Below are 14,272 nucleotides of genomic sequence, written 5' to 3'. Positions count from 1 at the left end.
TTGTCACGCCGGTCATGACTGAGACGAGGGGGTCTCTATGCTTTTAAATGGATTTATGGTTCTAGCTCTGAGCGCTGGAACAGTTGTTCACGCACAAACAGAAGGTTCGGGCACAACTCAGGATCTTCTCATTCAAAAACTCACACAAGTGCAAATGAATTTGGCTCCGGCCGATCCTGCACGTGCAGCAGTTTTGATGCGCCTTGGGGATTTGCATGCCGAGCGTGCTCGCCAAGCCACTGTTAAAGAAATGGGTGAAGGCTGCACGGTTTGCGAAGCTGGTAAAAAGGATCGCGAAAAAGCGTTGTCTTATTATACGGAAGCTCTTGCAAAAATTCCGACAAATGCTTCGTCGAAAGTTCTTTTGCAAATGGGTCACATCCTTGAAGTTCAAGGTGATGCCGTCAAAGCAGAAAAGAACTACGAGAGCGTTTTGCTTTCTTCGAACTCGCCACTAGAAAAGGCTGAAGCTTATTTGTCTTTAGCTGAAATGGCCTTTAGAAAATCAGATTATAAAAAAGCCCAATCACTCTATGAAAAGGTCCTTGCAACAGAAGGCGCTGGCTCACAAGGTTTGGCAGCTTACCGTCGTGCGTGGTGCTCTTTCCGTTTAGGTGAAATGGAAATGGCTTTATCTCAATTGCAGCAAATTCTGCAAAATCCGAAATTGCAATCTCGCGCAGCGCTTTCTCGCGGTGCTGCTGATATGCAATTCTTAGAAGAAGTTTCCCATGACCTTGTGACCTTCATGGCTTCCCGTGGAATCAAAGAAGGTGATGCGGAGACTCTCTACAACCTGACTCCACAAGCGTTCAAATTGCAGCAAGTGACGTTGCTTGCGCGTGAAGGTTTGCGCCTGGATCAAAAAGAAATGGATTTGAAAGTTTGGGATTTTGTTTATCAAAAACAAACGGATCCTAAAGCTCGCCTGGAAGCTCAAGTCCGTATTGCTCAGTTAAACTTTGACCTGAAACGTATGGAGCCTGCTTCAAAAGCTTACACAATGGCTTTGAATCTTTGGGGCGGCACGGGCTGTGACAAAACGTCTTGCGAAGATTCTTTTAAGGGACTTCGTAACTTCGTTATCGGCTGGAATCGTATTGAGGCAACAAAAGCTTCACCTGGACTTATCGCAGCTTACGACGATTATCTTAAAGTATTTTCTCAAGATGAGGATATGTTCGTTTGGGCTGCACAAGCCGCAGCTCAAGTGGAAAATTACTCTCAGTCAGCTCAGTGGACAGCGCAAGCAAACGGCTTGATGCTCGCTCACTATCAAACAGAGAAAGATGCTTCTGCGAAAAAGACCTTGGCAGATAAGCTAGAGAAAAATCTTCTTTTAGGTATCGAAGTAGCTGAAAAGTCTAAAAACGAAAAGCTTTTGATTTCAGCTCAAGACGATTACTTACAACAATCAGTTCTTCATACGAAAACTTTGGACGTTCAGTATCAAAAAGCTTACGCCGTTTATCAAAAAGCAGACTATGCGGCAGCGGCTGATCAGTTGAAAGCTTTAGCTATGATGAATGAAGGTTCTCAACAAATCCGCATTCAAGCCGCTGATTTAGCGCTCGATGCTGTGGGATTGCTTAAAGACGACACGCGCTTGCAACAATGGGCAAGCGAGTTCGCCGTGAAATTCCCATCTAAAAAAGCGGATTTCCAAAGCGTTCAACAAAAATCTATCTTGGCGCAATCTGCGAAGTTAGCTGAAAAGCAACCAGATCAAGCTTTGGCTGTGTTGGCAGGTTTTATTCCAGCTGAAGCCAGCGCTGAAGATCGCAAGGTTTACTTGAAGAATAAAGTTCTTCTTAGCGAAAAGCTAAACCGAATCACCGAAGCTCGCGTTGCGGTTGAAGACTTGCTTCGTGAAAATAACCTGACTCCTGACGAGCGCGAGTTCGCCTTGGGACGCAAAATGTGGTTTGCAGAGTTAGAACTTGATTTCGCTTCTGCACTTAAGGCCGCGGAACAAATGAAGTTTGCTGGTTTGTCTCAAGACGAAAAGGTTTTGAAACTAGCTTTGTACACGGAACTAGCTGAAAAAGATCCTCAAGGGTACTACCAACAGTATTTAAAAGAATCTAAAGACGCTGAGAAGAAAGCTCTGATCGCGGCTCAATTGGTTCGTATTTCAAAAAATCCTATTAAGGATCTTGAAACATACAAACCTTATATGAAGTCAAACCCTGGTCTTTACGCTCGTACCGTGATGACAGTGTACATAGCTTCGCAAGATCGTAAAGTTCTTGAAAAAGCGGTCAAAGAGCGCGGTTCGAACAAACAAGATGCCTACGTGATGGCTGAAAGAATCTTGATCCTTGAGGATTTGAAAGCTCTTTCAACAAATCTTTCAACTCATCAAGTTGATGGCAAAAATCAAAAAGTCATGGCGGCAACATTGAAAGCTCGCGTCAGCATGCTTGATAAAATGGATGCTCTAACGAATCGTGCAATTGCTTTGGGTGATTGGACATCGCAATTGATGACATTGGATTTGGTAGCAAAAGAAAATCAACGTTTCTACAATGAAGTGTTGTCTCTTCCAATGCCAGCAGGTCTGAGCCCAGAACAAGAGCAAGAGTATTTGATGTTGTTGTCGCAACAAGTGGCACCAAATCAAAACAAAGCGCAAATGGCTGAAATTAAAGTGAAAGAGTTCTGGTCACAAAAATCAGCACTCGACAATTACCGCCAATTCGCAAATCAAAACTCCGAGTGGATCGCAGTGATTTCTAAAGAAGTCTCTTCCATTGCAGCAATCGCACCAGATGACCACAAACCAAACTGGACAGCACTTGCAGGCGATTTGCAGAAAATCACGCCAGCGGGTCAAGAACGTCCAACATTGGCTGAAATGGAAAAGGCGCGTTTGAATTTGAAACAAAATCCATTTGCGCCAGCTGCGATCCAAGACGTGATCGCACTTGAGAAAAAAGCTCAACGCCAAAGTATGGTGGATTATCTCGAATCACGTTTGGCGACAGTCGCAAAAAAAGATTCTGAAACGAAGGAGAAACAACAGTGATGAAATACGCAGCTCTTTTGCTTGTATTTATTGGTTCTGTCTCAGGTGCCGCACCTGAAACGAAAAAAAACACTCAAACTGATGTGAACTTCGAAGACCTTTTGGTCGGCGGTCAATACCACTTTAATGACGAAGCGGTGACGACAGTTGAAGAAGATAAAGTCCTAAATAGCTTGATTGGTGTGCGTGGTGATTTCAAAGATCGCATGAAGCAATCAGCGACTTTGGGTGAGGTGGAGTCGAAATGAGTTTAAGATTAGTTCTTGAAGACAAACAGGGAAACGTCTTTCGTCAGATTCCGCTGAATCAAAAGCGGGGGCAGTTGATTCACCGTCAAGATACGAAACGTCTTGAAGTGGTCAGCAATGTAGAAGGTCTTCTTCAAAAGAAAATCAAATTCTCGAAAATCGCGGATCTTGATTTTGATGAAATGGGTACAAAGAAAGTCGCAATCGGTAACTACGGTTCACTTCGTCTTGTTAACGAAGTCAACGCAGTTCCAACAGACGGATATGTTAAAGAAGAGGCGACAAATGATATCCGTATGTCTATTGCAGCGGCAGGGGCTTTGTTTCTTCTGCTTGTTTCAATCTTTATGTTTGCTCCTCGTGAGTCGGTAAAAGTAGAACAAGAACTTATTCAGCAAGTCGTTAAGATTGTAAAACACGTTGAGCAACGTAAGGCTGTTACGCCAACAACAATGGCGACAAACATGGCGGATCCAACGGCAACAACAATGCCGACGAAGAAAAATGCAGAGATGGTGAAACGCTCTGGCGCATTATCAGTTCTAGGCAGTTTAAAGTCTGGTAAAAATCGTGGTGGTTTGAATTTAGGTGCCGTGAATACGACTGCGGGCGCAGGGCTTGGTGGCACAGGTGGCAGCGGTGGGGTGCAGACTTCATTATATGGAAAAGGTATCAACTCTGCTCCTCTTGGGCCTGGACAAAATATTTCAGGTGGTGGCGGATACGGAACAAAAGGTAAAGGCGGTGGCCAGGCGGGTTACGGAAGTCTTTCTTTAGTCGGTTCTGCTGGTGGTGCTCCAGTTCCTCTTGGAGCGGAAGCCGAAGTGGCAGCGGGTCTTGATAAAGCGCAAATCGATGAAGTGATTCGTCGTAATTTGGGTCAAGTTCGTTTCTGTTATGAGCAAGCATTGCAGGGAAATGCAGGCTTGAGCGGTCGTGTTGCAATGGCATTTACCATCGGTGGAAATGGTCTTGTTAAAGCAGCTAACGTGGAGAGTTCTTCGTTAGCAAATAAAGGTGTTGAGGACTGCATTACCATGCGCCTTAAGACATGGAAATTCCCTCTGCCACAAGGTGGAGTGGATGTGAAAGTTACTTATCCGTTTGTACTACGTAGAACAGGTCAGGGGTAAAATATGAAATTATTAATCGCTCTTATCGCAAGTGCTTTAATGGTGTCTGCTTGCAGCCTTCAACAAGATCCGTTGGACGGTGTTGATGATCAAGTAGCTGAAGGTGGTTTGCCAGATCAAAACAAACCCATTCAACCAAAACCTCGTCCTAAAGAGGGATTGCAAATCGATTCTCCAAATCAAGTGGACGGTCAAGTTGGACAGCCTATTGAATTTAAAATCAGTGGCCGCGTGATGTATCCCGGTGTTGATTTTGAATTGATGGTGGATAATTTGGCGGACTTTCCAGGGGCGACATTTGATGCGGCAACTGGTGAATTCCGTTGGATTCCGACACATGAAATGCTAGCAGGAGCTATTTCAGCTCAGTTTACACTTCGTGTGGGAATTCGCACGCTGTTGGGGCCTAATGAATCTGTTTCTAATTCAGAAGCAAAAGTGATCACGTTCAATGTTATGAATAGCTTCCGCCGCCCAACAATTAAAGCCTTCACGGGGAATGATATTGTCGAAGGTGGAAAGTCATTCAGCTATAAATTTGAAATCGAAGATCTTGATGCAAAATCAAAAGATGACGTTGATATCGTGACAAGAGCTTGTACTTCAAATTCTGCTTACGACTCTTTGAGTTCTTATGCGTATATCGATCGTACGTTCCTTAAAGACATGAACAACGGAACATTTGAAGGTGTGGTTGCATTGAACCTTCGCCAAGTCAGCTCACTGCGCGCAGGTAAGTACTGCTTTGCAATTGCTGCAATTGCAAAGTCCGGCCTTACATCAGCAACTATCGAAAAAGTCGTGACTTACGATCCAGAACTGAAATCTCCGCGTTCAACAATGGATAAAACTTTGCAAATCTTCGTAGGTGAAGTGAAGACGGTTGCATTTAGCGTTTATGATCCGACTGCGGTAAATAGCATTTCTGTTAAAGTCGTTGAAGATTTGGCTAAAGATATGCCAGGAAGCTCGATTCAATGCACATCTGACGCTTACAATCAGTCTTTGGCATATTGTGAAGCTGTCGTCGATGCACGCAACGCGAAGTCTGGTTACTACAAAGCTCGTCTTGAGGTTGAAACAACATCAAGAACGTCGACAAGAAAAATTACTTCGACAAACTATTTCAGCGTAAATGTTAAAGAGGTGAAACCATGAAAAATCTTGCACTTATTTTCGCACTTTTGGTGACACCAAGTGCTTTTGCAGACGTTGAACAGGAACTAGATAGTTTCGGTGGTAATCAGGCTTTGTATGAAAAAGCCAAAGCTTTAAATCCAGAAATCGAAAACAATGTCGTGCAAAACCGCTTTGTTGAGAGATCTCGTCGCTTTGAATTTGCTCCTGAGTTCTCAGGCGTGGCAAATGGTGGGGATACTTATAATCGCACAACAAGTGCTGGTATGAACGTTCACTATCATATCAATCCAAGCTGGAGCGTAGGAGCGAAGTACAACTATTCGTTCAATGCCTTGACTCCAGAAGGTAAAGAAATGGTCGAGCGTGCGAATCAAGCTGCAGATGCCAATCCAAAAGATCCAAATTACCTTTACCCTCAAGTCGTTTATCAAAAATCTGAAGTCTTAGGTTTTGTGAACTGGTATCCAGTTGTTGGTAAATTGAGCTTTGGTAAACGTGGTGTTGCGCACTTTGATACTTACCTGACTGCGGGTTACGGCACGATTGAACTTTCAAATGGTTCATCTCCGCTGGCGACTTTAGGTGTCGGAATGGGATTCTGGTTGGGCCGTCATATGACGACTCGTGTGGAATACCGTGGCGAGCAATACACCGCTCAATACTATGACAAGTCTCAAAACATGCTAACGGGTGTTGCATCCGTGCAAATGGGTTGGATGTTATGATGAAATCACAAGTCTTGATCTTGGGCGCCTGCCTCCTTGCATCGCAAGGAGCATTTGCTGAAGATGATTTGATGCAAATCCTAGAAGGGAAGTCTGCGACTCACGCAGTTCCCTATGTGGAAAGTGAAGAAGTGCAAAAGCTGAAAAAGGCCATCATGCCTTCGACAGCTGAACAAAATATTTTCTTTCAACAACTGACTGAAAAAAACTACGAAAAAGCGTTGTTTCAATGGTCCATGGCTTACGGTGCTTCTGATTTTGCGAAGTCGCCAACAGGCAAGGCCCTTGAATCGTGGTTGTACTATAAAAACGGCCTTCGTATCACGGGCGTTGAATCTTTGTTTAAAATTTCAGAGCCACAAAAAATCGATGCGACAATCGTGAGTCTCTGGAAAGAAAGTCTTGGTAGTGATGACTCTGTTTGGAGTCTAGCTGAGGTCACTTGGAATCCATATTGGAATCAAGTCTTCGGTGATAAAGCTGAAATGGCAGTTCTTTTGCAAAAGAACTACGTGGATGCCGATCTTGCTACGTTGACGGAGCTCATTAAGAAAACGGCTCCCGATTCTAAAGAAAGAGCCACTTTGCAATGGCAACTTGTTTTGAATCTGGGAATCAAAGGGGATTCTGCGAAGGCAGCTCAAGTTCTTGCGCACTTGATGAAAAGTCCAAATAACCCGATTGATCCAGATTTGATGACGATCACAGCAGGACGTCTTTTATACCAAAACGGTTTCTTGGATGCTTCAACCCAGTACTATAAAAAAATCAGAAAGAAATCTGATTACTGGTTTATGGCACAAGAAGAACTGGCTTGGGCATACATGAGAAAAGGTGAGCCACAAAATGCCCTTTCAGTGACGAAGACACTAACTTACCCGCAGTTTAAAGGTTGGGTTGGTATGGAGTCCCACTTATTGGGTGCATTTAGCAGTCTTAAAGTCTGTGATTATCCAGGTGTGATGAAGATCATGAAAGGTCTTAAAGGTCAGTACGGCGAGCACCTTGCAGCTCTTGAGAAACTTTCGGCGAATCCTCACCAGAAATCAGTTGAGACTTTAATGACAGCGATGAACGCGGGTCCTCAATCTGTTGAAAAATTGGGACAAAGTGCTCACCTTTTGCCAATGAATGTTTCTCGTGATGAGCAACTGACATTGAGCCTGAGAAAACAAAACGCGCTTGTAAAAGAATCAGAAACTGCTGAACAGCTCTATGCTCGTTCTCTGGTTTTTGGTAACTTGCAAGGTCGTTTTGATACTCTGAAACAAGAAGTGATCGCACGTTCGCAAGTGAGCAAAGATGCAGCTTATTCGCGAGTGCAAAATTTGGCGAAAGCGGAACTTGAGGACTCAAAACAGGTCCTGCAACGTCTTCGCATCGTCGAAGTTGAAATGATTCAACAAGTGGATTCTTCAGACAGAATTATGAAAAACGCAGGAGCCGCGGAACTTAAAAAAGGAACGACCGGTTCTGCTGATAAGTACGCTATGAATTTTGCAGACAGCAACGAAGTTTGGTTCGACGAACTTTCAAACTTCAAAGTGGATATTAAAAAAGGCTGCGCTAAAACGGCAGCAAAGGAATAAGAGATGAAACTGTTTCAGCGATTTATTGCGACATTTGCTGTGCTCTTTATTCTTGCAGGATGTGACACTAATTCGGCGACTAAGCTAGTGCCGAAACCTGTTATTCCTGATGTTGAATATTCAGAAAAGCCGACAGATGTGGCTTATTTCTCTCCAAAGGTGGATATTCTTTTCGTGATCGATAATTCAGGCAGTATGTCCAGCGTTCAAAAAAGCTTAGAAACGAATGCTTACATGTTCGCGGATGCTTTGTCGAAAATGCCAGTCTTGGATTATCATGTGGGCGTGATTTCAACAGATATGGAGAGATACACAGAGTCGGGTAAGCTTCAGGGTTATCCGTCATACGTTGAAAGAACAACTCCAAACCTCGTGCAATCTTTGTCGAGACGAATGGTACTTGGAACAGGTGGTTCGGTGACAGAAGTGATGTTCACACCGGTGATGGCGGCTTTGAGCCCTGCACTTGAGGCGGGTGAAAATGCAGGTTTTTATCGTCAAGATGCCTACCTTGCGATTATCATCATCACGGATGCGAATGAGCAATCTCGAACAAGTCCTAAAGAATTTATGGACTTCTTGATCCGCAAAAAAGTCGATAAAAGAAAAATTTTGGGTTATGGCGTGATTCGCACAGTGGCCAACGCCAAAGTTTGCACTGCTGGCGAAGATGTAGACTCGAAACTTGAAGAGTTCTTAGCGATGACTGCGAACGGAAATGCGAAGCAAGATAATATCTTGAGCTTGTGTTCAACGGACTATGGCACAAAGCTAGCTGAATTCGCACAAGATATCGTGGAGCGCTCTGCTGGTTCTGTGAAGTTGGGCCGTATTCCTAAAAGAGAAACGATTCGTGTAAAATGGGGTACTCAAGAAATTCCAAATGATTACCATATGGGTTGGACGTATCGTGATGCCACGAACACAATTGAGTTCGGTCATCAGATTCAATGGTCGCAGCAACCCGATGGAACTCAGCTCAGTATCGTTTACGATATTATTGATTTGAATTAAACTTAATGACTATCAAGTCAATCGCTCTCGCCGTGATCTTAGATTGCGGCGTTTTCTTTTAATCCGGAAACATATTTTATCTACTTGTTGTGACGATCATTCAGAGAGTAGAAAATAAGTTCGACAGAAGTGCAGTCCTCTAATTCAATTTATTCTATAAGATCAATCTTGTCCTGATTGTAATTTCCGCGGTCTCGGTCTGAGGCGGGTTCGAATTTGCTGTCGAACTCTTCGCTATTTTGTTTTTCAAGCGAAATCCCTATTCTGATTTTGTTAATCAAGAAGAACGCAACAGCCTTTCACAACATGGGGGAACAAATGAAGACAGCTCAGTTATCACGAGTAACGATCGCAGGACTATGTGCACTTGCTTTATCAGTGACCGCATTAGCCAAAGGAGGATCCTCGTCAGCAACGACAAGTGTCGCACCGATCTTGTTAAGCTATCCATCGATTTCAGCTCCCGCAGGATCGATTGCAATGACCGCTATCGGAAGTACAAATATCACAGGTACAGGTGGAACAACGTCAGGACAGGCATGGAACGATGCTACTCGCTACATGTATTTTGATGTCAGTAACATCTATCAAGAATGTCGCCTTAGAATTTCAGGTGGGCAGTTGGTCCCTAATGGCAGCGCTATGAAAACGTCTGCCAATAACGTCTATACTGTTAAGCAAAATTTCTATTGTTACTCCGGAGCCTACCGAGGTTGGATAGCTAGTCATAGAACCATGGCGGTGTCGATGCGTGTGGGGCAAACAGCTTCTTCGGAAGTTTGTCTGACTCAGGCAGCGGGAGCAGGTGGCGTCGTCGTAAAAATGGTGGGAGCCTACGGTCGCGTATCCGTACCATCCTCTGTGACTGTCCCAGCGGGGAGCACTTGTGTAAATGTGACTTTCTCGGGAGTTAAGGGCTCAGGTACTGAGCAGGTTTTTGCAATTCTAAATGGCTATGCCCAATATATTGTAGTCGACGTCTATCAATAGAGGCGAAAAACACTCAAGTCCTCATAAAATGGATCTGACGGGCGGGCGGGGGTAAAATTAAGCTCCCGCCGCCCTTTGAAATGTGTTAGAACGCCTTGTCATGAAATTGTCCGATCTCGATTTCCAATATCCAGAAGAGCTCATCGCGACCTCACCTCAACGCCCCTCTCGGGTGATGTGGGTGTCTGCGCAGAATCCAGAGCCGCGCGAGATCACACTTCAAGAACTTCTTGAAAAAATCCCAGCAGGTGATGTGCTTGTTCTAAACAATACGCGCGTTCTAAAGCGCCGCGTATTTTCAGGCGATGTTGAGATTTTATTTTTAAAACAAGTTTCTGGAAAACAGTGGGAAGTTCTCTTCCCTTCAAAAAAATACAAACTCGGTTCAAGTCTTGAATTGCCGTTAGGTGTTTCAATGACTCTTGTGCAAAAGGGTCGTCCGCAAATAGTGGAACTCGATCGCGAAGTAGACGAAACTTATTTCCAACAAGTCGCTGAGCTTCCATTGCCACCGTATATTCAAAAAGCGCGTGATGCTCGACACACAGTTGACGCCGATGAATCTTGGTATCAAACAGCCTGGGCTGAAAAGCCGGGGAGCTTTGCTGCGCCCACAGCTAGTCTGCATTTTTCGGCTGAGGATTTAAAGACTCTGAAAGCGCGTGGGGTTCATATCGTCGAAGTCACACTTCATGTTGGTTTGGGAACTTTCTTGCCGGTGACTGCTGAAGATCTCGATCAACACGACATGCACGAAGAATACGTTGAGGTCTCGGCGGATTCTTGGCAGCGCATTCAACAGGTGCGCGCAGAAGGTTGCAAGGTGTGGTCATTGGGAACGACAACAACTCGTTCACTTGAAAGTACAGCCTTGGGGCTTCTTAATGGAAATGCGCAAACTGGTTTTTCTGGTTTTTCAAAATTATTAATTCAACCCGGTTACACATTCAAAGTGGTGGATGTTCTCTTAACGAACTTCCATCAGCCGCAATCGACGTTGCTGGCTTTGGTTTCTGCCTTTTCAAATCTGGAAAAAGTAAAAGCTTGCTATCAATGGGCGATTGCGAGAAAGTTCCGGCTCTTTTCCTATGGGGATTTGAGCTGCTGGTCGCGTGAGGACTAAACATGTTAGATGGAAGTAAAACAATGACGTTAGGTGAATTCAAAGTTCATAAAACAGAAGGCAACGCTCGTCGTGCGACCTTGATGACAGCTCACGGTCCCGTACAAACTCCTGTTTTTATGGCCGTTGGGACAAAAGCGACTGTGAAAGCGATGACTCCGGAAGAGCTCAAAGAGTGCGGCACTCAAGTTGTTTTGGGTAACACCTATCACTTGCACTTGCGTCCTGGTGAAAAAACCATCAAAGCCATGGGTGGTCTTCATAAATTTATGAACTGGCATGGTCCGATCTTGACGGACTCTGGAGGCTTCCAAGTTTTCTCTTTGTCGCAACTTCGTAACATGTCTGAAGAAGGCGTGGAGTTCCGTTCGCATTTAGATGGTGCAAAACATTTTATCTCGCCAGAGAAGAGTATGGAGATCCAAATGGATCTGGGCTCTGACATCATTATGGCCTTCGACGAATGCTTGCAGTACCCGGCAACGGATGAAGAAATCGAAAAATCAATGGCTCTCACATACCGTTGGTTGCTTCGTTCAAAAGCAGCGATGACTCGTAAAGAAAGTTTGCTCTTTGGTATTGTTCAAGGTGGTTTGAGTCTTAAGCATCGTTTGAAAAGTATGGAGCAAGTGTGTTCAGTCGATCTTCCCGGGTATGCTCTGGGCGGCTTCAGTGTCGGTGAACCGATTCATTTGATGCACGAATTGCTTCCACATGTAGCACCTGTAATGCCGGCAAATAAACCTCGTTACTTGATGGGTGTGGGAACGCCGACAGATTTGATTATCGCGATTGATTCGGGCATTGATATGTTTGACTGCGTCATTCCAACTCGCGTGGCCCGTAACGGGACGATTTATACTTGGCAGGGTAAGGTTTCGATCAAACGCAGTGAGTACAAAGAAGATCCGTCTCCATTGGATCCAGAATGTGACTGCTACACTTGTACAAACTATTCGAAGGCTTATCTTCGTCACTTGTTCTTAAGTGGTGAAATTTTAGGCTCTCGTTTGAATACCATCCACAATATTCATTTCTATATGAAATTGATGGAGCGTGCGCGCGAAGCGATCTCTGAAGGACGCTGGGCTGCCTTCCGCGACGACTGTTTGACACGATTCGTAAAGAAAGAACGCTAGAAGTCGCAACTCGACTTAAATATTGATTCTTACTGACAAAGATGGTGAATTTTATTGTCTTCGCTCTGAGTCCAAATCTCAGGGCGTGCTAATCTTTGGAGGAATCATGCTAGGACTTCTTGTATCAACAGCTCAGGCGCAAACTGCAACGGGTGCTCAACCATCTGCATTCGAAATGTTCGTGCCGTTCATTTTCATCTTCGTTATTTTCTACTTCCTTATCATTCGTCCTCAATCAAAACGCCAAAAAGACCATCAAAAGTTTTTGGCTGAAGTAAAACGCGGTGATGAAATCATCACTTCAAGCGGGATCTTGGGCCGTGTAGAAGGCATCACAGATCAATTCGTGACTTTGGAAATTGCCGACGGAGTGAAAATCAAAATGCTTCGTAGTCAAATCGCAACATCTCAGAAAGCAGCAACAGCAGAGGAAAAGAAATAATGGAAGGACTTCGTTGGAGATCTATTCTCGCAGTATTGGGCGTCGCGGCTGCCATCATTATGGTGGTACCGAACGTGGTTCACTTTGGTGAAAAAACATGGTGGCCAACAAAATCTAAATTGAACTACGGTCTTGATATTCAAGGTGGTTTGCACCTTGTAATGGGCGTTGACGTGGACGGCGTGATGAAAGAGAGCACATCTCGTTTGATCACTTCAATGAAGGCTGAGATGCAAAAGGAACAAGTTCCATTTGCAGACATCAAGTCAGAAAATCCTTCTGCAGGCGAAGTGGTTATCACTGTTGCCAATGCAGCTGATAAAGCAAAAGTTGAAAAATATATCAGCGATAAGCATGGGACGGTATTGCAAGTTGTAAGCTCAACAGATACGACAGTTACTGCTCGTTACTTTGATGCTTATCTTTTGGACTACAAAAATCGTGTGATTCAACAAGCGATTGAAACAATCCGTAACCGTATCGACGAATTCGGTGTGGCGGAGCCTTCGATCTCTCAACAAGGTGCCAACCGCATCTTGATCCAACTTCCGGGTATGGCCGATGCTGAAAGAGCAAAACAGTTGATCAATACAACTGCAAAACTTGATTTCATGATCGTGTCTCATGAGAAATCGCAACAGGAATTGTCTGCGATGATCGCTGACGCTGAAAAAGCGGGTAACTATTCATTGGCAACAATGAAGTACAACGATTACGTGACAAAACTGAACGAAGATTTGAAATCAAAACTTCCAGAAAAATCTGTGATCTATTTTGAAAAGGCAGAAAACGCGACTTCGATCGACGTGGGTGCGATTCCATACCTTCTTAAAACAGATACAGACTTGGGTGGTGGATCTTTGGATGACGCCTTTGTTGGTTACGACCAATACGGTTCTCCACAAGTTTCATTGGTGTTCAACTCTGCAGGTTCTGCAAAATTTGCTGATCTAACAGGTAACAACGTTGGTAAGCAAATGGCGATCGTCCTTGATAAGATCGTAAAATCAGCGCCAAGCATCCGTGACCGTATCGCGGGTGGTTCAGCAGTTATCACTTTGGGTGGTGGTCGTGACCGTAATAAAATGATGGACGAAGCGAAAATGATTTCTACTTCTCTTCGTGCCGGTGCTTTGCCAGCTTCTCTTGAGCAGTTGGAAGAGCGTCGTATCGGTCCTTCATTGGGTGCTGATGCCATCGATAAAGCAAAATTGGGTTCTTACGTTGGTGCTTTGATCATCGTGATCTTCATGGTGATTTACTACCGTATGATGGGTGTAGTTGCGAGTATCTCATTGGGTTTGAATATCCTGTGCTTGTTCGCGCTTCTCACGAGCTTCGGTGCAACTCTGACATTGCCGGGTATTGCCGGTATCGCTTTGACAGTGGGTTTCGCGGTCGATGCGAACGTTCTGATTAATGAGCGTATTAAAGAAGAGCTTCGTTTGGGTCACGGTATTAACGTGGCAGTTAAAGAAGGATATCACCGTGCGATGTCTGCGATCATTGACGCCAACATCACAACAGCGGCTACTGCGGTCGTTCTCTTGTACTTCGGTACGGGTCCGGTGCGTGGTTTCGCGGTTTCATTGTTGATCGGTATCGTGACTTCAATGTTTGCGAACGTATTCGTATCTAAAGTTATCGTAGATACAATGGTTCAAAAATTCAAATTTAAGAAAATCTCTGTGTAGTGGTGGA

The 14,272-nt window shown here is 44.5% G+C and carries 12 protein-coding genes; all 12 read left to right on the top strand.

Annotated features, from left to right (window positions below; translation table 11 throughout):
* The first annotated feature begins 37 nt into the window (after positions 1 to 37).
* The 12 genes from ACLWOR_RS13205 to secD all read left to right on the top strand — a co-directional run bounded on the left by ACLWOR_RS13205 (position 38) and on the right by secD (position 14,265).
* Positions 38 to 3,028, top strand: a complete 2,991-nt coding sequence (locus tag ACLWOR_RS13205) for a tetratricopeptide repeat protein (RefSeq protein WP_413941218.1) — start codon at positions 38 to 40, stop codon at positions 3,026 to 3,028.
* Positions 3,028 to 3,276, top strand: coding sequence for a hypothetical protein (locus ACLWOR_RS13200; protein ID WP_413941217.1), 249 nt, complete (start codon positions 3,028 to 3,030; stop codon positions 3,274 to 3,276). Before ACLWOR_RS13205 ends, ACLWOR_RS13200 begins: the two co-directional genes overlap by 1 nt.
* Positions 3,273 to 4,409 (top strand): AgmX/PglI C-terminal domain-containing protein, encoded by a 1,137-nt coding sequence (locus ACLWOR_RS13195; RefSeq protein WP_413941216.1) that lies wholly within the window; start codon positions 3,273 to 3,275, stop codon positions 4,407 to 4,409. The genes ACLWOR_RS13200 and ACLWOR_RS13195 overlap by 4 nt, the downstream gene beginning before the upstream one ends.
* A 3-nt stretch (positions 4,410 to 4,412) precedes the next feature.
* The gene (locus ACLWOR_RS13190) at positions 4,413 to 5,567 is read left to right on the top strand and encodes a hypothetical protein (RefSeq protein WP_413941215.1); all 1,155 of its coding nucleotides are present in this window, start codon (positions 4,413 to 4,415) and stop codon (positions 5,565 to 5,567) included.
* Complete coding sequence (locus ACLWOR_RS13185) at positions 5,564 to 6,274, top strand: outer membrane beta-barrel domain-containing protein (RefSeq protein WP_413941214.1); 711 nt, start codon at positions 5,564 to 5,566, stop codon at positions 6,272 to 6,274. The genes ACLWOR_RS13190 and ACLWOR_RS13185 overlap by 4 nt, the downstream gene beginning before the upstream one ends.
* Positions 6,274 to 7,863: a tetratricopeptide repeat protein gene (locus ACLWOR_RS13180; RefSeq protein WP_413941213.1), complete on the top strand. Its 1,590-nt coding sequence runs from the start codon at positions 6,274 to 6,276 to the stop codon at positions 7,861 to 7,863. The genes ACLWOR_RS13185 and ACLWOR_RS13180 overlap by 1 nt, the downstream gene beginning before the upstream one ends.
* 3 nt (positions 7,864 to 7,866) lie before the next feature.
* Positions 7,867 to 8,877, top strand: coding sequence for a VWA domain-containing protein (locus ACLWOR_RS13175; RefSeq protein ID WP_413941212.1), 1,011 nt, complete (start codon positions 7,867 to 7,869; stop codon positions 8,875 to 8,877).
* 318 nt (positions 8,878 to 9,195) lie between these two features.
* Positions 9,196 to 9,867 carry a hypothetical protein gene (locus ACLWOR_RS13170; RefSeq protein WP_413941211.1) on the top strand — a complete coding sequence of 224 codons (672 nt, stop codon included), beginning with the start codon at positions 9,196 to 9,198 and terminating at the stop codon, positions 9,865 to 9,867.
* A gap of 100 nt (positions 9,868 to 9,967) precedes the next feature.
* Positions 9,968 to 10,990 (top strand): tRNA preQ1(34) S-adenosylmethionine ribosyltransferase-isomerase QueA, encoded by a 1,023-nt coding sequence (gene queA, locus ACLWOR_RS13165; RefSeq protein WP_413941210.1) that lies wholly within the window; start codon positions 9,968 to 9,970, stop codon positions 10,988 to 10,990.
* 2 nt (positions 10,991 to 10,992) lie between these two features.
* Positions 10,993 to 12,129 carry a tRNA guanosine(34) transglycosylase Tgt gene (gene tgt / locus ACLWOR_RS13160; protein WP_413941209.1) on the top strand — a complete coding sequence of 379 codons (1,137 nt, stop codon included), beginning with the start codon at positions 10,993 to 10,995 and terminating at the stop codon, positions 12,127 to 12,129.
* 106 nt (positions 12,130 to 12,235) lie between these two features.
* Complete coding sequence (yajC, locus tag ACLWOR_RS13155) at positions 12,236 to 12,571, top strand: preprotein translocase subunit YajC (protein WP_413941208.1); 336 nt, start codon at positions 12,236 to 12,238, stop codon at positions 12,569 to 12,571.
* Positions 12,571 to 14,265, top strand: coding sequence for a protein translocase subunit SecD (gene secD / locus ACLWOR_RS13150; RefSeq protein ID WP_413941207.1), 1,695 nt, complete (start codon positions 12,571 to 12,573; stop codon positions 14,263 to 14,265). The genes yajC and secD overlap by 1 nt, the downstream gene beginning before the upstream one ends.
* Positions 14,266 to 14,272 lie beyond the last annotated feature (7 nt).

It is taken from the genome of Bdellovibrio sp. HCB2-146, assembly GCF_047345725.1.
Taxonomy (GTDB): Bacteria; Bdellovibrionota; Bdellovibrionia; order Bdellovibrionales; family Bdellovibrionaceae; genus Bdellovibrio.
Note: the sequence above shows the minus strand (reverse complement) of the source record. Positions and strands in the feature narration are given on the sequence as shown.